This window comes from Clostridium sp. MCC353 (genome assembly GCF_018785315.1).
Taxonomy (GTDB): domain Bacteria; phylum Bacillota; class Clostridia; order Lachnospirales; family Lachnospiraceae; genus CHH4-2.
On the sequence record NZ_WQPN01000075.1, the window covers coordinates 1 to 25497 of the forward strand.

The 25497-nt window shown below is 47.9% G+C and carries 22 protein-coding genes; 17 read left to right on the forward strand and 5 right to left on the reverse strand.

The annotated features are described in order from the left end of the window. Positions 1-89: 89 nt before the first annotated feature. Positions 90-2378 carry a helix-turn-helix domain-containing protein gene (locus tag GPL15_RS28055; protein WP_215699475.1) on the reverse strand — a complete coding sequence of 763 codons (2289 nt, stop codon included), beginning with the start codon at positions 2376-2378 and terminating at the stop codon, positions 90-92. A gap of 267 nt (positions 2379-2645) precedes the next feature. Between GPL15_RS28055 and GPL15_RS14895 the strand changes: the two genes are divergently transcribed. Genes GPL15_RS14895 through GPL15_RS14955 form a run of 13 tightly spaced genes read left to right on the forward strand, consistent with a single transcriptional unit; the run spans position 2646 to position 17791 of the window. Continuing rightward, complete coding sequence (locus GPL15_RS14895; protein WP_215699476.1) at positions 2646-4256, forward strand: ABC transporter substrate-binding protein; 1611 nt, start codon at positions 2646-2648, stop codon at positions 4254-4256. A gap of 22 nt (positions 4257-4278) precedes the next feature. Next, positions 4279-5199 carry an ABC transporter permease gene (locus GPL15_RS14900; RefSeq protein WP_215699477.1) on the forward strand — a complete coding sequence of 307 codons (921 nt, stop codon included), beginning with the start codon at positions 4279-4281 and terminating at the stop codon, positions 5197-5199. An 11-nt stretch (positions 5200-5210) separates the two neighbouring features. Continuing rightward, a complete protein-coding gene (locus tag GPL15_RS14905; RefSeq protein WP_215699478.1) occupies positions 5211-6065 on the forward strand; it encodes an ABC transporter permease in 855 nt (284 codons plus the stop codon). A gap of 36 nt (positions 6066-6101) precedes the next feature. After that, positions 6102-7106, forward strand: a complete 1005-nt coding sequence (locus GPL15_RS14910) for an ABC transporter ATP-binding protein (RefSeq protein WP_215699479.1) — start codon at positions 6102-6104, stop codon at positions 7104-7106. Then, on the forward strand, positions 7066-8061 hold the full coding sequence (locus GPL15_RS14915; protein ID WP_215699480.1) for an oligopeptide/dipeptide ABC transporter ATP-binding protein: 996 nt from the start codon (positions 7066-7068) through the stop codon (positions 8059-8061). Before GPL15_RS14910 ends, GPL15_RS14915 begins: the two co-directional genes overlap by 41 nt. A 21-nt stretch (positions 8062-8082) precedes the next feature. Continuing rightward, positions 8083-9747: a carboxylesterase family protein gene (locus GPL15_RS14920; RefSeq protein ID WP_215699481.1), complete on the forward strand. Its 1665-nt coding sequence runs from the start codon at positions 8083-8085 to the stop codon at positions 9745-9747. A gap of 15 nt (positions 9748-9762) precedes the next feature. Beyond that, entirely contained in the window at positions 9763-10713 is a 951-nt protein-coding gene (locus tag GPL15_RS14925; protein WP_215699482.1) for an MBL fold metallo-hydrolase, read from the forward strand. Further along, a complete protein-coding gene (locus GPL15_RS14930; RefSeq protein WP_215699483.1) occupies positions 10694-11617 on the forward strand; it encodes an MBL fold metallo-hydrolase in 924 nt (307 codons plus the stop codon). The genes GPL15_RS14925 and GPL15_RS14930 overlap by 20 nt, the downstream gene beginning before the upstream one ends. After that, the gene (locus tag GPL15_RS14935) at positions 11610-12464 is read left to right on the forward strand and encodes an MBL fold metallo-hydrolase (protein ID WP_215699484.1); all 855 of its coding nucleotides are present in this window, start codon (positions 11610-11612) and stop codon (positions 12462-12464) included. The genes GPL15_RS14930 and GPL15_RS14935 overlap by 8 nt, the downstream gene beginning before the upstream one ends. Before the next feature lie 10 nt (positions 12465-12474). After that, a complete protein-coding gene (locus GPL15_RS14940) occupies positions 12475-13431 on the forward strand; it encodes a hypothetical protein (protein WP_215699485.1) in 957 nt (318 codons plus the stop codon). A 1-nt stretch (position 13432) separates the two neighbouring features. Next, positions 13433-14602 (forward strand): beta-propeller fold lactonase family protein, encoded by a 1170-nt coding sequence (locus GPL15_RS14945; RefSeq protein ID WP_215699486.1) that lies wholly within the window; start codon positions 13433-13435, stop codon positions 14600-14602. Further along, on the forward strand, positions 14599-16395 hold the full coding sequence (locus GPL15_RS14950) for a hypothetical protein (RefSeq protein WP_215699487.1): 1797 nt from the start codon (positions 14599-14601) through the stop codon (positions 16393-16395). Before GPL15_RS14945 ends, GPL15_RS14950 begins: the two co-directional genes overlap by 4 nt. Before the next feature lie 16 nt (positions 16396-16411). Next, on the forward strand, positions 16412-17791 hold the full coding sequence (locus tag GPL15_RS14955) for an MATE family efflux transporter (protein ID WP_215699488.1): 1380 nt from the start codon (positions 16412-16414) through the stop codon (positions 17789-17791). Positions 17792-17972: 181 nt separating this feature from the next. Here GPL15_RS14955 and GPL15_RS14960 read toward each other — a convergent pair whose 3' ends face one another. The 3 genes from GPL15_RS14960 to GPL15_RS14970 are packed head-to-tail and all read right to left on the reverse strand — an operon-like array spanning position 17973 to position 20881. Continuing rightward, a complete protein-coding gene (locus tag GPL15_RS14960; RefSeq protein WP_215699489.1) occupies positions 17973-19112 on the reverse strand; it encodes an amidohydrolase family protein in 1140 nt (379 codons plus the stop codon). Continuing rightward, complete coding sequence (locus GPL15_RS14965; RefSeq protein WP_215699490.1) at positions 19100-20122, reverse strand: hydroxyacid dehydrogenase; 1023 nt, start codon at positions 20120-20122, stop codon at positions 19100-19102. Before GPL15_RS14965 ends, GPL15_RS14960 begins: the two co-directional genes overlap by 13 nt. Before the next feature lie 57 nt (positions 20123-20179). Next, entirely contained in the window at positions 20180-20881 is a 702-nt protein-coding gene (locus GPL15_RS14970) for an RraA family protein (RefSeq protein ID WP_215699491.1), read from the reverse strand. A gap of 143 nt (positions 20882-21024) precedes the next feature. On the opposite strand from GPL15_RS14970, the gene GPL15_RS14975 reads away from it, so the two are divergent. Further along, positions 21025-22041: a LysR family transcriptional regulator gene (locus GPL15_RS14975; RefSeq protein WP_215699492.1), complete on the forward strand. Its 1017-nt coding sequence runs from the start codon at positions 21025-21027 to the stop codon at positions 22039-22041. On the opposite strand, the gene GPL15_RS14980 is transcribed toward GPL15_RS14975, so the two are convergent. Next, positions 22010-22504, reverse strand: coding sequence for a peptide deformylase (locus GPL15_RS14980; RefSeq protein WP_215699493.1), 495 nt, complete (start codon positions 22502-22504; stop codon positions 22010-22012). The two genes, GPL15_RS14975 and GPL15_RS14980, sit on opposite strands and share 32 nt — an antisense overlap. Before the next feature lie 292 nt (positions 22505-22796). On the opposite strand from GPL15_RS14980, the gene ahpC reads away from it, so the two are divergent. The 3 genes from ahpC (at position 22797) to GPL15_RS14995 (ending at position 25405) form a co-directional block, all read left to right on the forward strand. After that, positions 22797-23360 (forward strand): alkyl hydroperoxide reductase subunit C, encoded by a 564-nt coding sequence (ahpC, locus tag GPL15_RS14985; RefSeq protein ID WP_215699494.1) that lies wholly within the window; start codon positions 22797-22799, stop codon positions 23358-23360. A 9-nt stretch (positions 23361-23369) separates the two neighbouring features. Next, positions 23370-25133, forward strand: a complete 1764-nt coding sequence (locus GPL15_RS14990) for an FAD-dependent oxidoreductase (protein ID WP_215699495.1) — start codon at positions 23370-23372, stop codon at positions 25131-25133. 71 nt (positions 25134-25204) lie between these two features. Beyond that, a complete protein-coding gene (locus tag GPL15_RS14995) occupies positions 25205-25405 on the forward strand; it encodes a hypothetical protein (RefSeq protein ID WP_215699496.1) in 201 nt (66 codons plus the stop codon). The last annotated feature ends 92 nt before the right edge of the window (positions 25406-25497 follow it).

Below are 25497 nucleotides of genomic sequence, written 5' to 3' on the forward strand. Positions count from 1 at the left end.
CAACGGATTCCGTTCCGCCCGGTGCCAACCCTCCAAGCGGGCCTCCGCCCCCGTCCGTCCCCATCCCCAGGATTCACGGCGTAACTTCCTCAACTAAATAAAGATTTCCCCCCTTCCTCTTTTCGGTATTGTCCCGGTGTCATATTCATATATTTTTTGAAAACGCGGATATAATTCTGCACCGAGTTATACCCCGAGTGCAGCGCCACCTCATTCAGGGGTTCATTCGTTTCTGTGAGCAGAGCCAGGCTTTTTTGAATCCGGTACTGGTTCAGATAGTCGGTAAAATTAACTCCCAGGCTTTCCTTGAAAAGCTTGCTTAAATAGGTGGATTTTACCCCTATGGCTTCTGCCACTGTGTTTTGAGACAGATCATAGTCCTGGTAGTGTTCGTGAATGTAATTCTGACTGGAAATGATATAGGGGTTGTTCTTCCGTTTCAGAATCCTGCTTAGCTGCTGAAGAATGGTTTCGCAGGAATCCTTCATGGAAACAATCAGGGCTTCCTCATCGGCATCTTCCGGGCCATTGATTTGAGGCAGCAGAAGGTCGTTAGAGAAGGCGCTGAAATTAATATAGTCAATTTTAGAAATTCCGTTTTGAATTAAATTCATATATAGTTTGTAGTTTTCAAGAACATTTTCTCCTGATTTAGACAATTCATCAATGGTACGGTTGGACAGCTTGACGGCGCTGCCTAAATCATCCTTTTGGACCAGATCTAAGATCTGTGTTACCCGCGCGGGGATTCTGCCGGGATTCTCTTCAGCGGGAGCCTGAACGCTGTCGTTTTTAGCGGCAGATTTTGTGTCCTCTTCCAGGGCGGATAGCGCTTCCCGGTAGGAAAATCCAATATCCAGGATAGAGGTGTACATATGTCCCGCATTCAGGCGGAAGGTCAGACTGTGCTTTTTGGAAAATGTTCTGATAACCGGTTCTAAATCCGTCAGCCCTTTCAGAAGTTTGATTACAGAATCATCTTTATTAAAAGCAAAAACAACAGCCAGACGGTTATGATCCATGGCGGTCATATGATAGATGGAATCATGTTTACCGCAGTAATCGGAGATGAGTTCACAGAGTTCCCCGATTACAGAGGGCGGAAGCCCGCTGATATCCTGTTCCTCATTCAGCGTGAGCACACATACGACATAAAAGGCATTGAGCCTGAAATCACTTTTGGATTCTTTTAAAATCTTTTCCACTTCGGAACTTTCAAACTGTGTTCCCTTCAATAAATCCGTAAATAATTTTGACATAATGCTGTCCGACACATTGCTGATCATGGCATCCAGTTCCGTCTGCCGGTCCGAAAGCTGGTGGAAGGAATGGGAAATAAGGTCAAATTCATTCTTATAAACGGTATCACTCCGTTCTGATAAATCTTTCGGCATCTGTATGCTGCTGAAAAGCTTTTGTATGGGTGCATAGATTACCGCAGTGAGGAAGACGGAAAATATACAAGCGATTACTGTCACAATCAGTACAATGGGCGCCAGAGACAAAAAGATGGCCTGATCCGATGGGCTTAAAGACAGTTCGTCCAGTTTATACAGTATTTTCCAGTTGGTTATTCCGGATGAAGATATAAAATATGCGGAGCCATTGGAGGAAAAATATCCATTTTTGGAGACAGGGAAATCGGCCAGCAGTTTGGGCGTGATCTCCTGCGGGTAATTGGTTTTAGAAGAAAATACTGGCGCGTTAAAGCTGTCATAGACCAGAATGGAGCCATTTCCAGCCACCTCCTGGGTCGTGCGGCGGAAAAGCTCGTCCATATCCACAAAATAGAATAGAGTAGCAAGCTTTTTAGTTCCATTTAGGGGAAAATCCCTGGCCAGGATCAGGTCGCTGCCATATAGGAAAGCAGAGCTCATTTTGCTGCTGTCTTCAATCGTTTTTGCCAAGACTGTCTGCTGTTCATAATCTGTGATCATGGCGGAATAAGGGCTTTCTTCTAAGGTATAGGCCTTGTAGGATGATGTGAGCACGTTATTCTGTAGTGGAATATACATGACTGCTCTTTGGATCAGCAGGTTGTTATTGGTGGTAAGAGCAAGTTCAGAGGTCACCAGATTGTTGTTTAATTCTTTTACCTCTTTCGCCAGTGCGGTTTGAAATACGTTTCTGGAATAGGAAAGCTGGGTCTGAGACTGGTGCAGCCCGATGATATAATTATCTGTATTATCGAGAATGATATTTGAATAGGACTGGGCGGTCTGGGCCGAATATTCGAGGGTCTTTTCCGAAATGATGTGGGCAATATAATACACAAAAAGGGTGCTGAGTACAACGCACAGGGTGATCATTGCCAGAAGGATCTTTACGAAGTTGCTTTTAAACTTAAACTGTTTAATTGGTTCAAATATGTAGTTCACATTAATCCTCCTGAAAAAGTTAATATTATTTGAATATTTTAACCAAAGAAAACAATGATGTCAAGGAAATCGAGGGCGTAATGCATAATGCAATTAACAAATATGAGAATAATTAACATTTTTTATTCTAAAAATGCAAAAAATGTTAATTCCGAAAAAACGAAAAATTGACGATTGTGAATTCAAATTTTATACTTCGAGGTGTAAGCAGCAGACACGGAAACACCGTGGATACGAAAATATTTTATATGTAAAGGGGAATACGATATGTGGAAAAAGGGTTTATTGAAAAAGGGGTTAACACTTCTGGTATGCACCGGCATGCTGGCATCATCATTAACAGCATGTTCTTCCTCAGGATCTTCTAATGGAGGAAATCAAAACACAGGAACAGCAGCAGGGAACGCAGCAGAAAGTACTGATAAGACGGAATCATCTGACGGAGGGCCGGTAACGGTAAGAGTATCCAATAACCAGCCGTTAGCTTCGCTGGACCGTTACGCGGGATTTGGAATCGAACAGATTTCGCTCAGTTTATTATGGGGAGACGCGCTTCTGGTTTCGGATCATGCAGGAAATTACACCAACTGGCTGGCTGAGGACATCGCCTTTTCAGATGACAGTCTGACAGCGGACATCAAATTAAAACAGGGTGTGAAGTTCCAGAATGGAGAAGAGCTGAAAGCATCTGATGTGAAAGCATCTTTTGAACGAATTATTAATGATGAAACCTTAACAAACGGATCCAAATGGGGCAAGTACCTGGAATCCGTGAATGTGACGGATGATTATAACTGCCGGTTTAATTTTAAGAAACCAATGCCTATCTTCTTTTCTGAAGTGTGTTTTGTTCCGATTATAAGCGGAAAGGCATATGAAGAAAACCCAACAGGCTTTTTCGAAAAACCGGTTGCCAGCGGGCCGTTTAAAGTGACCGCATTTGATTCAATTAACAATGAGGTGACATTGGAACGGAATGACGACTGGTGGGGATGGGATGATTCCAATAAGAGCAATGTGGACCAGATCAGCTATAAATATGTGGCGGAAGACACCACCCGTATTTCCAGCCTGAGGGCCGGGGAACTGGATATCTGCGAAAACGTTCCTTCCGATAATAAAGAGCTGTTGGGACAGGAAGGGTTTTCCATCAACGAATATATTGCCTATACATTTACTTTCCTGGGCGTTGGAAGCGGGGAAGGAAAGACCTTCCATGATCCTGCTTTAAGAGAGGCGCTTTCACTGAGCATTGACAGACAGATGATCGTGGACAGCATTCTGGGAGGCGGTAAAATCGCAAAATGGCCCGCAGCCGACGATCAGTCCGTATATAAAGACCATGGCTATGAATACAACATGGATAAGGCAAAAGAACTGGTAGCATCATCAGGATACGACGGATCGGAACTTTCCATGATCGTGAATACAGGAGAAGTGCTCAGGGGAGCGGAAGTAGCCCAGGCCATTCAGTCCATGGCGGCGGAAGCAGGTTTAAATGTTATGATTGAGACTTTGGAAGCGGCAACTTATAATGAACGCCGGGCGGCGGGAAATTACGATATCTGCCTTGGAGTCAATACAATGACTAACAGTGAATTCTTTGTTTCAGCCATTGAAATCAATGCTACGGACAGGTTTGCCACAGGATTTACAGACGAAACGATGCTTGAACTTGGAAAAGAAGGACAGGGACTGGTGGATATGGACAAGAGGGTGGAGAATGCCAAAGCCATTTACCAGATCGTAATGGATAACTTTGCCCCCAATATCTATCTGTACCAGATTCCGGGCTGTGTGGCTACGGATGCGGGAATCAGCAATTTGACCATTTATGGTGACAATACAATTGATATGAGATACATGAAGAAAAACTGAGCGGAATGAGGGAGAGGATCTTATGGCTAAAAAAGTTATAAAACGAATCATTTCCACCATTATTGTTCTAATCGGCGTCAGCATTATGTCCTTCTTCCTGGTGAGGCTTGGGGGCGGCGATCCGGCGAGGCTCTGCCTTCCGGATACCGCCACCGAAGAAGAGGTGGAGGCCCAGCGGGAACGGATGGGGCTGGATCAGCCCTATGTGGTGCAGTATGTTACATATATGAAAGGGATTTTAAAAGGTGATTTGGGATATTCCTACAATTACAAAAAGACGGTAGCGGAGCTGATTGCAGGACGCCTGCCGTATACCGCAAAACTGACGGTGGTAGCTATGATATTTTCACTGCTCATATCCATTCCACTGGGAGTGATCGCAGGGGTGAAAAAAGGGTCGGGAATCGACATATTCGCAATCTTTTGGGCGCTGTTAGGCCAGTCGCTGTCGCCGGTATGGCTGGGCCTTCTGCTGATTCTGGTATTCGGCGTTATGCTCAGATGGCTGCCCACCCAGGGCTCGGGAGGCATAAAATATATGATAATGCCTGCTCTGTGCCTGGCGTTCCAATTCTCTTCACTGGCCACCCGCCTCATGCGTTCCGGCATGGTGGACGTGCTTCAGGAAGATTATATTACGGCCACAAGGGCCAGAGGAATCAGCAGAATGAAGGTGAATACCGTATATGCATTTAAAAATGCCCTGCTTCCGGTGATTACCGTCATAGGAGCCCAGGTTGGATCCATGCTCTGCGGTTCCATGGTCATTGAATCCATATTCGGCTGGCCGGGGCTGGGGCAGTTAACCATCACCGCCATCAAGGCCAGGGACTTCCAGTTGGTGCAGTCTTCTCTGCTGATATCCGCATTTATATTTGTAGCCTGTAACCTGGTAGTCGACATTCTGTATACGTTTATTGATAAACGTGTATCGTTTAATTAGAGGAGGTCATTATGGATAGAAAAAGCCTTCTGAGAAAGATGTCAAAAAATAAGTATTTTATATTGGGAGGGGCCGGCGTGATGATGATTCTCCTGCTCTGTGCCCTGTCTCCCTGGTTTGTGCGGTATGACCCGACCGCCGCCAACCTGGCGGTCCGCCTTTCGCCTCCTGACTGGTTGTCCAACGGGCTTGGAGGCCATATATTCGGAACTGATCCCCTGGGCAGGGATGTTTTAACGAGAGTGCTGATGGGAGGCCGGGTTTCCCTCTTTATCTCCTTCTCTGTGGTAATACTGAGTTCAATCGCAGGAATTGTGCTGGGTCTTCTGGCCGGTTATTACGGTGGAAGCGTGGATACGGTGATCATGCGTTTCTGCGATATCATGATGGCAACCCCTTCCCTTCTTCTGGCAGTCTGCGTAGTGGCGGTTATGGGAAGCAGCTATACCAATCTGATCTTTGTGCTGACGCTGACCAACTGGCTGACCATGTCCAGGGTGGTCCGGGGAGTGGTTTTAACAATCAGGACTTCTGATTATGTCAATGCGGCTAAACTTTTAGGCGCCAGCGATGTTCGGATTATGGCAAAGGAAGTATTTCCAAATGTTTTAACCCAGGTCATTATCAATGCCACACAGAACCTGGGAACGGTAATTCTGATTGAGGCCAGCATGAGCTATCTTGGAATGGGCGTCCCCCTTCCCACTCCGGCCTGGGGAACCATGCTTTCGGACGGAAGGGAATATATAGGGACCGCGCCGTGGATCGTGGTGGTGCCGGGTATTGCCTTAATGCTCACGGTGCTGTCATTTAACTTCCTGGGAGACGGGATCAGGGATATATTTGATCCTAAGAATAAAGATTAGCCGTCGGCTTTAATGTGAAAGAAAGTAGGAACCTGTATGGAAGAATTATTAAAAATTTCGGATTTATACGTGGAATACCGTTCCGGAGGCACAGTTGCAAAGGCGGTTAACGGCTTAAACTTTACGATAAACAAAGGTGAGGCCATCGGTTTGGTTGGGGAAAGCGGGGCGGGAAAAACGACCACCGCATTGTCCATCCTGAATCTGCTTCCGGACAAAATCGGATACATCACAAAGGGAGACATCACCTTCGGCGGAGAATCCCTGGTACATATGAAAGAAAAGAAACTGGAGAATATCAGGGGGAGCAAGATCGCTATGGTGTTCCAGAATCCCTTAAGCTCCCTGAATCCTGTCTTTACCGTAGGCCATCAGATAGAAATGGTGCTGGAAAAGCATAAAAACCTGAAAAAACAGGAACTGCATGCAGAGGCGGCCAATTTAATGCGCCTGGTTGGGATTGCGGATTACCGGATGAGCGATTATCCCCATCAGTTTTCCGGCGGAATGAGGCAGCGGGTGGGAATTGCGGCCGCTCTGGCCTGTTCTCCGGAACTGCTGATCTGCGATGAACCCACAACCGCACTGGATGTAACCATTCAGGCACAGATTCTGGAACTGATGAAGAATCTTCAGAAAGAATATAACACATCCCTTTTAATGATCACTCATAACCTTGGAATCATCTCCGAACTCTGCCAGAAAGTGGCCATCATGTACGGAGGCACGATTGTGGAATACGGTACGGTAAAAGAGGTGTTCAGCCGCCCCCAGCACTGGTATACCATAGGGCTTTTAAACGCCATTCCCAAGCTGGAAGGGCCGAGGGAAGAGCTGGTTTCTATTCCCGGAACCGTGGTTAACGCACAGAGGATGCCCGGCGGCTGCGCCTTCCATCCCCGGTGCAGATACTGTGTGCAGCAGTGCAGGGATGGAATTCCGCCGCTGGTTAAATTGAATGAAGAACATTATGTGGCATGCTGGGAGAGGAGTGAAGAACATGAACGCAGGTCAAGATACACAGCCGCTGCTTCAGATTGAGCATTTAAAGAAATATTTTGAAATTCCAGGTAAGGGGGAACTGCATGCAGTTGATGATATCTCCCTCAACATTTATGAGAATGAAACTCTGGGCCTGGTCGGTGAGAGCGGGTGCGGAAAGAGCACGGTGGGAAATGTGCTGATGCAGCTTGCGGAGGCCACTGAGGGGAAGATTATCTATGACGGAACCGACCTGGTTACGGCGCATAAAAGCCGCAGGCACCAGCTCAGGTCACAGATGCAGATGGTTTTTCAGGATCCTTATTCGTCCCTTAATCCCCGCCAGACTGTCAGATCCATTCTCAAATCCCCCCTTCAGATTCACAAGATGGCGAAGGGACAGGATCTTGATAAAAAAGTGGAAGAAATGGCGGATATGGTAGGCTTAGAGCCTTATGTGCTGGAAAAATTCCCTCATGAACTGGACGGCGGAAAGCGCCAGATGGTGGGAATAGCCAGAGCGCTGGCTTTAAATCCAAAGTTCATCGTATGTGACGAGCCGGTATCGGCCCTGGACGTCTCCGTACAAGCCACCATCATCAATCTGCTGATGAATATACAGAAAAAAATGGGGCTGACCTATCTGTTTGTATCCCATGACCTGAGCGTTGTCCGTCACATTTCTGACAGGGTGGCCGTAATGTATCTGGGACAGATCGTAGAGCTTGCGCCTACGGATGTTATATTTGAAAACACCTATCATCCCTATTCTATCGCCCTGCTGTCCGCAGTGCCCAAAATTGAATTTGATACGAAAATGGAGAGAATCGTGTTAAACGGAGATGTTCCAAGCCCTTTGAATCCCAAGCCTGGATGTCGGTTTGCCCCCAGATGCTGGATGGCATGTGAGGAATGCGGCAAAAAAACGCCGGAATTAAAAGAGGTGGAAGAAGGACATTTTGTCGCCTGCCCTTATTGGCAGAACAGCAGGCAGAAGTCCAAAGAGCTTTCTTAAATGAGTAAAGGAGACAACGTTATGGGAATCGGAATTGTAAATACATCCTGCGGCAGCATGAAAGGGATCGAACTGGACGGAAAGTATGAGGGGATAACGGAGTTTCGGGGAATCCCTTACGCGGCTCCTCCTGTGGGAGAACTGCGGTGGGCGCCTCCGGCTGACCCGGAGCCCTGGGACGGCGTGCGGGTGATGGACACTTATGGCCCCATGTGCATTCAAAAGCTGAAATATGATAATATTGAAGGCTCTCTGATCTCAGATGAAGACTATTATTATATGCCTTACCCTGAGATGAGCGAGGACTGTTTATATATCAATATCTGCACCGGAGCCCAGTCGCCGGGAGAAAAACGACCGGTATATATGTGGTATCACGGAGGAGGACTGACCAATGGGTACTCTTATGAAGTGGAATTTAACCCGGAAGAGATGGCCCGGAAGGGAGCTATTGTGGTACTGGTAGGACAGAGGCTCAATTTATTCGGATATTTCTCCCTGCCTCAGCTCACGAAAGAGCAGGGACAGAGTGGAAATTATGGACTGATGGATCAGATCAAAGCGTTGGACTGGGTTTATGACAATATTGAAGCATTTGGCGGCGATCCGGAGAATATTACCGTGGGCGGCCAGTCGGGAGGCAGCCACCGGGCCTTGGCCATCGCCGGTTCCCCCATGTCAAAAGGCCGGGTGAGACGGGTGGTCTGCCAGAGCTGGTTTTTATGGTTTATGAAATACGCTCCATTAAAAGAGGCGGAGGACCATGGCAGAGAGTATCTGGAGAGAATCGGCATAAATCCTGATCTTTCTCTGGAAGAACTGAGGAAAATTGACGCGAACCGGCTGTTCAGCGGCGAAGTGGAGAGGAACCAGCTTCCGGGGGATATGTGCTGTGACGGCCTTTATCTTCCGTTTCCCACCATCCGGGAAAATCTGGAGCAGTTTGCTTCCAATGTGGATTTTCTGGGTGGTACGAATCTTGGAGAGGGCAATGTATTTAATCCCAGGGAAGAATCCCTGTATTTCATCTCCCATTATGGCAATTCATCCAATTTAGGCTTTGAAACCAGAGACAAGATTGAAAATGCGGAGGATTTCTACCGTCATTTTAAGGGGCTATTGGGAGAACTCTATGATAAATATGATTTCCCCAATCTCGTAAAGGTTACGGATGAAAACGCCTGGTTTACGGCCAGAAAGCTGGCAACTCTGGGACTTTGTAACCGGGGGAAGACGGGACTTTGCAAGAGCGTGATGATGCACCGGCTGTTCGGCCGGTTTATAGGAACCGCTCACCCGGAAAATAAGGTCTATACCTATTTCTGGACCCATCTGGAACCAGTGCGGCCCGAGGATTATGGGACCAGGCGTGATCCCATGCGTCTGCTGGCCTGGCATTCTTCTGAACTTTGGTATACCTTCGCGTCCATGAGGGAAGGGGTTCCGCCCACCAGGCCGTGGCGGGAAGTGGACTACCAGGTGGCCGATATGCTCAGTTCTTATTGGGTGAACTTCATGAAAACCGGTGATCCCAACGGGGAAGGGCTGCCGTACTGGCCGTCAACCGGTGAGAATTACGGGTATATGGAATTATGCGAACATGCCAAAGGGCATCAGGGCGTGGAATCCGGTCTGGACGCGCTGATGTATGAATTCGCCTGCCGGGAATATGAGATTTCTTATTAGAAAGAAGAGGGGAACATGAAATCAAAAGTATTAATTGAACGGGAGCCGATAGAACCTTTGAGCAAGGCGTGGATGAAGGAACTGCGGCTTTATAATAAGACGAAACGGGAATTTGAGGTTGACCCTTATGCGGAAGTTTACCAGTTCCGGGATAACGTATATGGAATCCTGACGGACAGTGCCGACGGTATGGGTGCTCCATGGATGTATCTGATCATGGGGCCGGAGAAGGCAATGCTGATTGACACCAGTTTCGGCATTGGGAATTTAAAGGGACTGGTGGATGAAATTACAGGGGGAATGCCCCTCATCGTAGTAAATACCCATTCTTCCTATGACCATTCTTACGGCAACTGCCAGTTTGACCAGGTTTACTGCCATAAATTTACCGAACCCTATCTGCGTAAGGAGCAGACGCCCCGCCTGTGGGATTATCTGACGGACGAAGAAGGAAAGGGAATATGGCTGGACTTTGATAAAAATGACATCATTCCCTATAAGGAATATGAGATCATAAGCTGTGAAAACAACCATATTTTTGATTTGGGTGAAGGATATGAGGTGGAACTGATCCTGCTTCCGGGCCATCACGCGGGACACACGGGATTTCTGGATAGAAAAAACAGGATTTTGTTCTGCGGAGATGCATTTATCAGCATGAGAGTGGGTCTTAGCGGTCCGAAACCGGGTATGCCCTACGGTGAATTTGCCACGGTCAGAGCATTTAAGAATGAATTGGAAAAGCTGGTGAAGAGAACGGAGGAGTTTGACACCCTGTTCCCCGGACATTTTATCGTAGATATCGATCACTCAGTGGTACGGAATATGCTGGATGTCTGTACGGAAATATTGGAAAACAGCGAAAAATGTGATTATGAGGAAATGGATGCGAAAGGCAGGCTGAACCGTTTTAAGTTCATTAAAGGTTTGGGAGTGATTGCCTATAATGAGAAAAGCGTTGGGTAAAAGGGGTGGACAGGTGGAGAAAGAGCTGAATTTTTACAGCCACGAGCAGGTATCGGACCGGCTGGTTCTGGTGACGGAAGGATATTCCATGGTTCACCGTTTTACCATTGGCGTGGTGATTGGAGATGAAAAAATACTGGTAATTGATGCCGGATTAGGCGGAGGCAGCGGACTGCGGCCCTATATTGAAGGAATAACCGGAACGGGAAAAACGATGATCTGCGCGGCCACTCATAACCACCCGGATCATATGGGGAGTGCAAAAAACTTTGATGAAGCCTATGTGAGCTGGCTGGATTATCCTGCGCGGAATGATTTTTCATTGAACCGGGAACAGAGGCTTGAAGATCTGAAAGGTTTTGCGTTGGACAATGAAGAAGTGCAGCGGTACTGCAGCCGCCACATGATTGACAACCGGGATACTGAGTGCCTGGATATAAAAGACGGCGATGTGTTTGACCTGGGCGGAGTGGTGATCCGGGCCATCTGGCTTCCGGGCCATTCCGAGGGTTCTATGGCTTTTTATAACCATGAAGAGGGATATGTGTTTACCGGAGATTCCGTCAATACGGATGTGCATTTAAAGAAATTGGACCGGGAAGGGATGATCCGATACCAAACCTATATGAAGCGGTTTGTTGATCTGGTAGCCCCGGATACTGTGGTTTATCCGGCCCATCTGCCCCTCGCCATGGATATGAAGATTGCGGAAAACCTGATATCGGCGGCGGAAGATTTGATTCAGGGCAGGAATCTGGAACAGGACCCGCCGGGGGAAACCATCTTTGCGGGAAGGAATAATAACCCGGATATACGGATGCATTTCTGCAATAATACCTGTATTGTCTATAACAGGGAAAAAATAAAGGAAAAACCGGTGGAAAAGGGAGGACAGGATGAATAAAATTAATTTTTACAGCCACGAAAAGGTATCGGATCACATCTATGTGGTGACGGAAAATTATTCTATGGTTCACCGTTTTACCATCGGAGTCATAACAGGGGAACATACGGTTGCGGTCATAGACAGCGGCCTCGGCATGACAGGGGATTTAAGAGCTTACATAGAATCATTTGCCGGCAGGGATAAGCCCATGATCTGTCTGTGTACTCATGGGGCCATCGACCATATCGGGGCTTCCAAACTGTTCGATAAGGCATATTTAAACCCGCTGGACGCAGAGATGATCCCCCGGGCGGTTCTGACCGAGCGGCGGTTAAGCGATCTCAACGCGTTCTGTCTCCAGAATAAAGAAGTGATGGAATACTGCCGGGAGCACATGCTGTTCAATGAAGACAGCACGTTTCTGGATGTGAAGGAGGGGGATTCCTTTGATTTGGGCGGTGGAATCGTGGTTGAACCCATTGCCACACCGGGCCATTCCAAAGGCCATCTGGCCTATTTGTGCCGCAGGGATGGAATTGCGTTTGTGGGAGACGCCATCAACGCGGATGTCCACATCAAGCAGCTTAACCGGCAGGGGCTGTACGGATATGCGGGGATGCTGCGCCGTTTTCTTTCTATAGCCGGTGAAGATGTGGTCATGTATGCCGGCCACCTGAACCGGGCGCACCGGACGGATGTGGTTTTGAATCTGGCTGCGGCATGTGAAGAAGCGGCTGATGGAAAGACCTGGGGCGATCCGCCGGGAGAGACCATATTTACGGAAAAGTCGGGGAATCCGGATATCCGTATGCACTATCACGGGAACTGCTGTATTATCTATAACCGGGGTCTTTTGGAAGAATAGGGGGGAATAAATGGTGGAAAGCAAGGCTGTTTTAAAAAATAAATATCTGGAAGCAGTATTCCGGCTGCCCGGCTGCCGGCCAGAGAGCCAGCGTTTTGATTCCTGCGGAATGATAGAGCAGGTGACTTTAAACGGCAGGCATACGTTCTGTGTGCCGGAACAATTGGATGAAAAGCGGGTTACAACCTATGGATTCGGGCTGTGTTCTGAATTCATTTGGAATGATTTGGCTTGTGAGAGGAAATCAGGGGAGGAATTCCCAAAACTTGGCGTAGGTATCTTTAAACAGATTGAAGATGGAATGCGTTTTGATAAATGGAACACTTATGAGGTAAGCCCCTTTGAAAAGACTTATGAAATCAGAGGAAATAAAATCATTTTCAGAGAAACTCCAAGAGAATGCATGGGAGTTGCCGCAGAGATATTAAAAGCGGTTTCCCTTTATAATAATACGATCACTGTTTCAACCACCATAGAAAACGTGGGCACAAGAAAACTGGAATTGGCGGAATTCCAGCATAATTTTACTGCTATTGACGGCCTTCCTGCCGGGCCAGGTTATCGTCTTGAGCTGCCTTTTGACGGGGAGCTGGAAAATGGGGATTGGGATATAAAAACCTTAGATGACAGGGGAGTACCGGATAAACCGGCGGCATCCATGCTTAAAACCGAAGGAAATACCCTGCTTTGGAAAAGCGGTATGGATCAAAAGACCTTCCATAAAATTACAAGAGGCCGGGGAATCCGGACGCTTCCCGAGTACAGTTGGAAATTGAGCCATGAAATGTCTGCGGCCAGTGTGCGGGAAATCTGTCATTTTCTGCCCGACCGTTTTTCCCTGTGGTCGGTGGAACATGTGATAAGCACAGAAGTATTCTGCAGGATCGGGCTGGAACCGGGAGAACGGATACATTTTGCCAGGACATGGCTGTTTGAAGATGAAACCACAGATCATATGGAGGTTTGAGATGGAAAATAAAATGTATGCCGTCATAGGCGGCTGGGGATTTCGGGGCGGCATCCGGGGCCTCTCCACATACGAATATGATCCCCGGACTTCAGAACTGTCCTGCCTGGATTCGGGCTATGAAGATATCGCAGTTGGAAGCCAGTTTTACGAGAAAGAACGTGGGATTTTGTATTTTACCGATGAGAGAAAGGACCAAAGGGGGCAGACGGGAGGCGGCGGCTATGTATGTGCCGCCAAAATCAGCCCGGAAGACGGAACTCTGCACATGATAGGGGAAAGGCCCAGCCTGCTCACCAATCCATCCTATGTCTGGCCGGACCGGTCGGGAAGGTATGCCCTTGTTTCCCATCATGTGACGGACAGTTATATAACAAAACTGGTTCAAAATGAGGATGGGACATATGGGGCAGAAACCGTATACGAAAAGGCGGCTCTTATGTTGTTCCGTGTCAATGAGGACGGATCATTGGGCCAGGCCTGCGATGTGTATGAAGCGCCGGTTCAAAGGGGGGATCACCTGCATCCCTTTTCCCATCTGCATTGTGTGATCGCAGATCCCGGCGGAGAAACTTATATTGTCTGTGATAAAGGGCTGGATATGCTGTATTCTTTCCGGATTGACCGGGAAAAAGGAAAGCTGATCCCTTGCGGCAGCTTTAAAGCGGAAGATGGAAGCCATCCCAGATACGGGGTATTTCACCCGGAGCTGCCCTTCTTTTACGGGAATCATGAGGAAGCGGCCTATGTCAGCCGGTATCTTGTGGATCGGGAAACGGCTGAAATCACCTGTATATCCACATGCGGGATTTTGGAAAATGAGGAAAACGGGGATATGAAACCGGCTCCCAGCGATATTGTGATCAGCCGGGACGGAAAATTCCTGTATGTGAGCATCCGGGGGATTAATAGAATCGGCGTAATTGCCCTATCCGAAACAGGGAAAATGGAACTGATCCAGAATATTTCCTGCGGAGGCGATAATCCCAGAGGGCTGTGCCTGTCGCCGGATGGAAAATATCTGTATGTATGCAATGTCAACTCGAATCAGGCGGTATCCTTTACGGTAAAACCTGACGGCCGTCTGGAGGCCTCGGGAATAGTTGTTAATGTATCCCGCCCGGGAAATATGAGCATTTTTAAGGCCGGTGAAGGAGGGGGAAAGGTTTGAAAAGTTATTACAGTTATGATCACATCGATTTATGGAATGAAGAGGTCTGGAAAGACAAAATCAGTTCTGTTTACGGACTGGTCACCTGGATGGGGGAACATGAAAAGCGGGAAGAAACCATGTATCACAGTCCTGTGGACGGATGCTATGGAGAAGAATGCCGGACGCTTTCCAGTTACACACATAAAACCAACTGTGTGGCGGCACCCGGAGTGATAAAGAAATGGGAAGAAATGGGCATGTGTTTTGACTGCCGTTCCCAGGGCGGGGTCAGTTGGTTTATCCTGGCTCCCCGGGACTGCTATATGAATTACGGAAAAAAACTGGAAACGCTGGTTGTGATTCACAATGAGGACATAAATGACCCATATTGGGCTATGAAAATGCTGGAGCGTTACGATTCCTGCAGCCGGATGGCTGCCCGGGATAAAGATTTGATCCTCGTTTACATAGCTAATGAAAGGCCGGATTATGACAGGATTTATGTAAATATCCTTCAGGAGGCATTTGTGGCTGTTCCCGGCGATACGGAAAGGGTATGGCTGGACGTCAGCCCTGTGTATGAATGCGGAATGAAATTAAAAGACATCCCGGGATTTGTCTATAAGGATGAAAACGGCAGAGACGCCGATCCCGACAAGGCGGCGGTCCGGTTCCGGGAATCCGGGATGTGGGCCCTTAACATCACTCACCGCTGGGAAAACCGGGTGAGCCTGTCCAGGGACCAGATGTCAAAAGAAAACTGGAGCAGCCAGGCATTTGACCTTCACAAGCTGGTTCACAGCGAGAGCGGAAGGAATATAGCGGAAAGCATGGTTCCGGAATATGAATTCGATACCATTGAAGATGAGGGATTTCTCCGGTACTGGAGTAAAATGGGACTGAGATATGAAAGCCATGATACCAAATTCAGGAGATGGACGGCGGCGGTGCCGGAAGGAGCGTTTGAAGACAGGGAATCAAAACTTCCCGTGATCTGCGTGCTGCAGGAAGTGAACCGTTCCAATGAACATCTGGCAGTGACGGAATCCTCCTATTTTTATGAATATTTCAGGATAGCGGCCCAGGGGGAATGTATGCTGATTAATTTCGTGCTGGAAGATGCGGATGACAATGACCTGTTGGTGGAAATCTTAGAAGAAGCCTTTGAACGTTACCCAATGATTGACCGTTCCAGGATTTATGCGGCAGGCCATTCCCATAACGGCAGATATACCTATGAATTTGCGTTTCGCCACCCGGAAATGATCGCGGCCATATCCACTTATGGAATCAGCGCCGGACTTCAGCCCAAAGCAATGATTCCCATGACGGATGAGAAGATCAGCCATATCAGAAAGTACGACATGCCCACAATCTGTCTGGCCGGATGTACGGAACATAACCTGCTATATCCGCTCAGCAAGGATGCCAAAGGGCTTCGCCCATGGCAGGGGAAAGCGCCCGATTTTCCGCTGACGGCTGAGGACAGGGCAAAAACCTGGCAGCTTCGGTTAAAAGCCCATAACTGCCCTGAAAAGACCCTGGAGGAAATCTATGAGACGGCGGACAGCAAAGACGGAGCGGTCCGTAATCTGGGAATTCCGGCGGATAAGAGCGAAACCATGTGGCTGGATGGCAGCGAGGTCTATATTGCGGACATTTTGAATGCAGAAGGCAGATACCATCTGCGTGTTGTGGGAGAGGAAAATATGCCTCACAATACGACGCCGGTACAACAGAAACTGTCCTGGTCATTTATGAGGCGTTTTGCCAGAGACTTAGAAACCGGGAAAACCATAGAATTATACTAGAAAAGAGGAGTACGATGTGACAGCAGCAGTTGGAAAAAAACGGGTTGGCCGCGATTTGACGGAAGGGAACATTTTAAGCACGCTTTTGTTGTTTTCCCTGCCGATCATTGCCACTAATTTGATACAGCAATTGTATTCCATGGTGGATTTAATGGTGGTGGGACGGTTTGTGGGGAGTGTGGGAACAGTGGGAGTGGCTACGGGCGGGGAGGTGTCGGATTTGATGACGCCGGTGGCCACGGCATTTTCCACCGCAGGACAGATCTATATCGCTCAGCTAGCGGGGGCTAAGATGACGGAAGGCATTAAAAAAGCGGTTGGAACGCTGCTGACTATGATGTTTTCGATTTCCATCGCCTGTATTGTGCTGACGGTATTATTTCATAAGACCATTCTGGACTTATTAAACTGCCCCCAGGAAGCGCTTATGCAGGCCACTTACTATATGATTATCACCACGTTGGGAATGCCTTTTATCTTTGGATATAATGCCGTATGCGGGATTTTGCGCGGTATGGGGGAGTCCAAGAGGCCGCTTATTTTTGTATGTGTGGCGGCGGTGGTCAATATCGCAGCGGATTTAATCTTTGTGATTGTATTTAAAATGGGCGCCGCAGGTACGGCGATCGCCACTGTTTTATCCCAAATAGGTTCATTTTTTGCCGCATTTATTTTTATGTATAAGCACAGGGAGACTTTTGATTTTAGTTTACAGAGAAGTTTCTTCAGGATTGAAAAGAAAACGGCTATTATTATCCTGAAACTTGGGATTCCCCAGCTAGTACGGGTTATCTTTGTCCAGTTCTCAATGCTTTGGGTGAAATCCTGCGTCAATTCTTACGGATTGGTGATTTCAGCTACAAACAGCGTGGGAGACAAGATCCAGAAGTTTAATAATGCGTTTATGAATGGCGTGGATACGGCGTCCGGCGCTATGATCGGACAGAATCTGGGAGCCCGCAAGCCCGAACGGGCGAAAAAGATTACTTTAAATACATTTGGCTGTACGCTGGTCATCGCTACGGCGGCATCCTGTCTTGCAATATTTATTCCGGACAAAATGTTTGGATTTTTCACCTCGGACGCGCAGGTTATCGGATATGCCTCCGATTATATGCGGATTATGGTTATGGCATTCTATATGTCCGCGGTTACAGGAGCGTTTCAGGCTATGGTTACGGGATCAGGATTTGTGTCAATGGGATTTTTTATCGGCATACTGGACGGAGTTGTGTGCAGAATTGGATTCAGCCTTTTGTTCGTATATGTGTTTCATATGGGCGCGTACAGCTATTGGTGGGGAACCGCATTCTCCAGGACGCTGCCGGGGCTTTTATGTGTGGCGTATTTTGTGAGCGGGAAATGGAGGACGAGAAAGCTGCTGACGGAGAAATAAAATGGTGCGGGGATCTGATTCCAGCCACAAGCGGAATTTACATAAAGGGGCTGTTAAAGTAAAGGGTGTAAAGTAAAGGGTGAAGGCATTTTCGAAAATGCCTTCACCCTTTACTTTAACAGCCCTTTTACGTTACCCCCCTTTTACGTTAAAACCCAAGCCTTACCATATACAACCCCTCTCATTCCTCATAAATATAATCCGCCGCACAATAAACAATCTGCCCGTCCTTAATGGTCATTTCCGGTATCAGCAGTTTATCCGCGGTGAAAGTGGTTCCTTTCCAGTCTCTGTAAACCTGGCGGACGGTTCGCCAGTCAAAAATTGCGATATCCGCCCTGGCGCCTTCTGAAAGGCAGCCAATGTTTCCTTCCATGTTCATCAGTCTGGCGGGGCGTTCGGTAGTCATTTTGATTACTTCGGTCATGGGAATGCCCATGCAGATATACCGGGACATCAGGTTAGGGAGGGAAAATACAGGCCTTCGGTACATGCTTCCCAGTACCAGATCGGTGCTGCACAGATCCGCGGTAAAGCCCTGTTCCATGGCAGAGAGCATGATATTGAAATCAGCATGTTTTCTGCCTTCGGCGGTGTCAAAAATGACGCCCCGTTTTCTGGCTGCTAAAACGCAGTCGTAAAGTTTTCCATTTTCGTCTAAAATCGTATTTTTGACGCCTTGGTATACGTGTTCGAAGATATCGCCGGGGCGCAGCACATCCAGCACTTCTTTGGCTGGTACGGGAAGATTGGTGCAGTGGACTTCCACCGGGCAGCCGGTTTTTTGGGCAATGCGGACGGTTTCTTTTAAGGGTTCAATGCCAAGACCTCCGGCCAGTTCTTCGCTCTGGCGGATTTTTAATCCCAGAATATTGTCTTTGTTTTCATGGTAAATGCGGCCAATCTTTTCAGGATTGAAGTATTTTGGGTTGATGCATTCGTGATAGCTGGTGGTAACCAGGCCTCCGGAGCAGACCTGCAGGAAACATTTGATTGTCACTTTGCTTCTGGCAATTACCGCTGACCGGAATAATGGGTAACTGGCTGTGCCTGCGGAACAGTCGATGGCCGACGTTACGCCGGTCGGAAGATAGGCTGTATCAGGATAAATGCCTATGTCCGTGCCGTCCTGGAACATGTGGGCATGGGCGTCGATGAGCCCCGGAAATACGTATTTTCCAGCGGCATCGATTACGTGCCTTGCGGGCTCGCCTTCTTCACAGACTGTTATTTTTCCGTTATAGACAGCCACCGGCTTTATTCCGTCCGTTTGGTTTGCAGGATCGATTACGTGGCCGTTTATGATCTTTAAATCCAGCATTCTGTCAGTTTCCTCCCCTTCTTTGTGTCGGTAAAGGTGGGCGCGGTGAGATAATCAATATCGTTGATCGGCCAGGTAGGACTTTTTCCCTCATATACTTCCTGAACGCCCATGGCGGCAAAATAGGAGGCCCGGTGTGCCGCTTCGATGGTATTTCCGCCGATATGGGGATAGATTATCACGTTTTCCAGTGTGAGCAGAGGGTTTGAGGGATCTACCGGTTCTTTGCGGATTGCGTCTAAACCTGCGCCTGCAATCGTCCCATTTTTACAGGCCTGGTATAAATCTTCTTCCACAACACAGCCGCCCCGGGCCGTATTGATTAAAAATGCAGTAGGCTTCATCATTTCCAGCCGTTCCTTATTTATCATATCCCAGGTGATGGGAGTATTGGGAACGTGCAGGGATACAAAATCGCTTTCTTTAAATATGCGGTCCAAGTCCCGCACGACCTCTACACCGTCAGGAAAATCTTTAGCCATTTTATAAGGATCGCAGGCCATCACGTTCATTTCCATTCCCAGTGCCCGCACCGCCAGACGGCTTCCGATATTTCCGCATCCGATGATGCCGAGGGTTTTGCCGTTCAGGGTTATTTTTCTTGTTTTCAGCTTGGCTTTGTAATAGTCCTGTACCCAGGTATTTCTGAGCCGGATCACGTTGCGGCTGCATTCCAGCATTAGCAAAAGGGCTGTCTCGGCCACGGAAGTGCTGTTTGCTGTGGGGGCGTACAGCGTCTGTACCCCGTTGTCGTGGCAGGCTTTTACATCTAAAGCGTCAAAGCCTGCGCCGTGCCGGACGATAACTTTTAGGTTCGGGTTGGCCTCGATCACCTGGCGGGTGACAGGGGTAATCCGGACGATCATCGCATCCGGCCGGTGTTCCTTCATATCGGCCAGGACATCGGCTGTCTCAAAGCCGCGCCCATTGATCAATGTGTGGCCGGCGTCCTTTAAAAGTGCTGCGCCTTCTTCCATGATTTCCTGTGGAAGCAAAATTTTCCATCCCATTGCAGTATCTCTCCTTTTATATTCCATGATATCAGAGCCATTTATGGCTGGTATGGTTTATGGCTGGTATATGTCGTCAATCAGTTCGAATTTCTTTTCCGACAGCGTTTTTTCCACCCAATCCCGTTTTGCAGTTCCGTTTTTGGCCGCTTCCAGTTTTGCCTCATCAGCGGCCTGGAATTTTTTTGCTTCTACCAGGATTTTGGCGGCATCTTTGCGTGGGATTACGATGACGCCGTCCGGGTCAGCCAGAATCACATCGCCGGGATTTACGCTGATGCCTCCGCAGGCAATCGGTACATTCACTTCCCCCGGACCTTCTTTATAGGGGCCGCCGGGGGTGGTTCCTGTGCAGTAAACCGGGAAATCCCATTTGCCGATTTCGTCAATATCCCGGATCGGACCGTCCAGCACGATTCCGGCCGCTTTCTTCGTATATCTGAGAAATGCCATCATAACTTCCCCGATCAGCGCACGGGTATTGTCCTCCTCATTGGACACCACAATTACGTCCCCCTCACTGCAAAAACTGAGGGCCGCATGTAGGGCCAGATTATCGCCTGCCCGGCATTTCACCGTAAATGCAGGCCCGGCCATCATCTGCTCTTTGGGGCTGCTGGCCAGATGGATCCGGGGATTCATGGCGCAGCTCCTGCCCATCACGTCCGCTGCATTGGAAGCCGGAACTGTTTTAAGCTGTTCTATGAGTTCACGGTCCGGCAGATTCCGCTTTAAATAAATTCGCTTTCCTACTGACATAACGCTGTATTCCTTTCTTCACCTTTTCTTGTATTTGCTGTGGTTGTTGTATTTCCGATAGTTTTATTGTAATATAAAATCAACTACAAATAAAACAATGTATTTTTCTATTTTTAACAAAATAATTTTGTGGAGGGAGTTTAATGGATACACAGAGTCTGTATTATTTTTCGGAGCTGGCCAAAGATCTGCATATGACGCGGACTGCCGAAAGGCTGTTCATATCCCAGCAGACCTTGAGCAACCACATCCTGCGCCTGGAGGAATATTACGGCGTCAGGCTGTTAAACAGAAAACCATCCCTTTCTCTTACCTGCGCAGGGGAGTACGTCTTAGGGTTTGCGGAGACATTTAACCGAGAAAGCGCTAATCTGAACGACATTCTGGCGGAAATCCGTCAGGAGGACAGGGGGCTTATCCTGTTTGGAGCCAGCACCCTCCGCATGAGCGCCTGCCTGCCGGACATCCTGCCTGAATTTTCAGCAAAATATCCCAATGTGGAGGTTCGGATTACGGACACCAATTCTAAAAAACTGGAGAAGATGATCTGTAAAGGGGATTTGGATCTGGCAATTGTTTTATCGGGAGAGGAAAATGCCGGTGTGATTAAAACCCATTTGATGTCTGACCAGGTCTATCTGTGCGTAACTGGGCGGCTTCTGGAAAAATACTATGGAGACGAGGCATCCGAACTGATAAAGAATGGGCTGAAAGGGGCGGATGTAAAGGATTTTTCAGAACTTCCTTTCTGTATGCTGGATAACCGCATGGGACAGAATATAAAGAAATGTTTTGATGCAGCGGGGATTGTGCCCAATATTTATACCACAAGCGAGTATATGCAGATCAGCGCTTCCATCGGTTTAAAGGGGCTGGCGGCATTTTTTACAACGCGGACAGGCCTTTTAAATCTGAAAGGCGGTATGCCGGAGGATATTTATACATTCCCCCTTAACTGCAACGGCCGCCCCTTTGTCCAGGATATATCCATAATACGTCATAAGGACAGATACCGGACCGGTTACAGCCAGTATTTTTATGATTTGATTCTGACGTATTTCCGGGAGGCGGAGCGGCTGTCTATTGATGAACTTTTAAACTCCCGGAGGGAGCAGAGTAGTTCCGGCATTAAAAATCCCGTTTCATCTGCTCCATACTGAGTGATTGATTATCAACTGCCCTCATGGTGGCCAGGATTCCGTCCAAATGATCGTATTCGTGCTGCAATAATTCCGATAAACCGCCTTCCAGGGACATTTCACAGGGTTTAAAGTTTTCGTCCAGATAGTGGATTACGGCCCGTTTGTGGCGTTCCACTTTGACGATGAGGCCGGGGAATGACATGCAGTCGTCCCAGAGAATATATGTTTCATCGTCGGGGAAGGTAAGGCTTGGATTGATGAATATGCAGGGTTTATCCAAATACATATAGAGCAGACGTTTATGGACGCCTATCTGGGGCGCGGCCACCGCTCTTCCGGCTCCGTATGTTTTTCTGAAATCCATCAAGGTGTCGTGCAGGTCATTTACCCATATCTTAACATCTTCGCGCTCGGACGGAAGGATTTCTTCACTTCTCTCGTATAGCCGGGGATTTCCCAGCTTTAGAATTTCCTTTATCATAATCTGTATAAGACCTCCTCATTTGCTGTATGTGCTGCGGTTCCACTATGGAGCTGCTTTTTAGTTAGTTTAAGTATACGACAGGAAGGGGATTTTTTACAACTGAAAAGAGATTTCTGAAAAATACCTGTATTTTACGCCTTTAAAACTGCATAAAATCAGCCGGAAGGCAGAAAAATGATCATAGATATTAGTCAGCCAATCAGGTGTATTTGCCTTTTTGGCAGGCATAAACACCGGCTTTTTACAGTGTTGTAAAAAATATCAACGACAATCAAAGGAGGATTTAAATATGTCTTTAATCGGCAAAGAGATCAGTGATTTTACAGTGCAGTCATTTATGGATGGTAATTTTAAAACAATAACAAAGCAGGATGTTCTTGGTAAATGGTCTGTGTTCTTCTTCTACCCCGCAGATTTTACCTTTGTCTGCCCCACAGAGCTGGAGGATTTGGCCAATAAATATGAAGAGTTTCAGAAAATAGGCTGTGAGATCTACAGCGTTTCCTGCGATACTCATTTTGTCCATAAAGCATGGCACGATACTTCAAAGACCATTAAGAAGATCAAGTATCCCATGCTGGCCGATCCTACAGGAAGACTTGCCAGGGATTTTGAGGTGATGATCGAGGCGGACGGATTAGCGGAAAGAGGAAGCTTTATTGTGAATCCGGAAGGAAAGATCGTAGCCTACGAAGTGATTGCCGGAAATGTGGGAAGAAATGCGGACGAGCTGTTCCGCCGCGTACAGGCATCCCAGTTCGTAGCAGAGCACGGCGACCAGGTGTGTCCTGCAAAATGGCAGCCGGGTGCAGAAACCCTGAAACCCAGCCTTGATCTGGTCGGCTTGCTGTAAGGAGCGCTTATGCAGGTAACAGAAGATTTATATGATGTCATAATTGTTGGGGCGGGGCCGGCCGGGCTTTCCGCCGCCATCTATATGGCCAGGGCAAAATATAAAGTCCTCGTTTTGGAAAAAGAACACATTGGAGGACAAATTACCATTACCTCGGAAATCGTCAATTATCCAGGTGTGGAGCGCACCAGCGGAAATGAGCTGACGCATTCTATGAGAATCCAGGCCGAGGCGTTCGGCGCGGAATTCGCCATTGGAGAAGTCCTGGACATGGAGTTAAAAACAGAGATTAAGACGCTCCACACCACCAAAGGGAATTACCGGGCGTTAGGGATCATACTGGCAACCGGAGCTAATCCCCGGAAATTGGGATTTAAGGGTGAAAAAGAATTTCAGGGCCGGGGAGTTGCTTACTGCGCCACCTGCGATGGGGAATTTTTCACGGGCAAGGAAGTTTTTGTGATCGGCGGCGGATTTGCTGCGGTGGAAGAAGGTATTTTCCTGACAAAATATGCTGAAAAAGTTACGCTGATCGTCAGAGAGGAAGATTTCACCTGCGCCAAAACGGTTTCAGACCAACTGAAACGCCAGGACAAAATTTCTTCTGTTTTCAATACGGAAATCATGGAAGTGAGCGGAAAAAATGCCGTCACCTATGTCAGATTCAAGAACAACCAAACCGGAGAGGAATGGAGCCGTGACGCCAAAAACAACTCTGTTTTCGGAGTTTTTGTATTTGCAGGATATGTTCCCAATACCGGATGGATCAGGGATGTGGAAATAGATCCCCACGGCTATATCATCACGGACAGGGATCAGAAAACAAGTCTGGACGGCGTTTATGCGGCAGGTGATGTGTGCATAAAAAATCTCCGCCAGGTAGTGACCGCAGTCTCCGACGGAGCTGTAGCAGCCACCTCTCTGGAAAAGTATGTATCGGAACTGCATCATAAGCTGGACCTGCCCGAACTGGTCCGCAAACAGGAGGAAACCGGTCGCACGGAAACCAGTCGCACGGAAACAGGTCAAACGGAAACCGGACATTCAGGAAGTATCCGGCCCGGAGAAACACCGTCCGGCCGGACAATCCCGGCGAATGGCATTTCTGCTGAAAATAGAACTGGCCCGGAGCAGGAATCGGATGATGGACACGGATTTTTCAGCAGCAAAATCAAAAAGGACCTGGAGCCGGTCTTTGCAAAATTCCAAAACAAGGTGATTGTAAAGGCCTGGCTGGACGACACCTCCCTTTCCGGAGAAATCGGGAATTTTATGGGGGAATTGGAGGATCTGACGGAAAAAGTCATTTGCGAAAAAATCAGGGTTCCCCAGGAGGAGCGGTCAGGGCGCGGAATTCTTCCTGCCATGGAAATCTGCCGGGAAGACGGCAGCAGCAGCGGCATTTTCTTTCATGGTGTGCCGGGCGGACATGAGTTCAATTCCTTTATCATCGCCTTATATAACACAGCAGGTCCCGGTCAGCAGGCAGAACCGGAAATAGTACAGAAATTGGAGCAGGTTCATGAAAAGACGAATATAAAGGTTATGGTCTCCCTGTCCTGTACCATGTGCCCGGAAGTGGTGATGGCAGCCCAGAAAGCAGCGTCTTTATCCGATTATATAGAGGCTGAAATGATCGATCTGATGCATTATCCGGATTTAAAGGAACAGTATGCAATCATGAGCGTACCCTGCATGGTTATCAATGACAGCGATGTTTATTTTGGAAAGAAAAGCCTGGCTGAGCTGGCTGATATTCTGACGAAAAATTGAGGATAAAATTGAGATTTAATTAGTGAAAGTTACGCAGAAAAGCGGGACGAGGGGACGGACTGGATGTTTGGATGGGGGCGGGCCAAGGGGAATCCTTCGGGGATGAAAACCAGCTTCCAACCGTAAGTGAAACTAAGGCTCCAGGAATAGAAAAAGACGGTCCGATGCCCATTCACGGTAAACTCTTTATGGGACTTTACCGTTCAGTGGGCATCTCAGAAACTGATTCGGTCTTCAGTTTCTGCCCGTCTTTTTCCATCCCTGGAGCCTAAGTTTCACTAACGGTTTGAACTGTACCCCTTGTCAAGGACATTTTTAAAGGCGGGGCGATTTATTTTTGGTCGCCTCTTTTGCGCTTGTATCC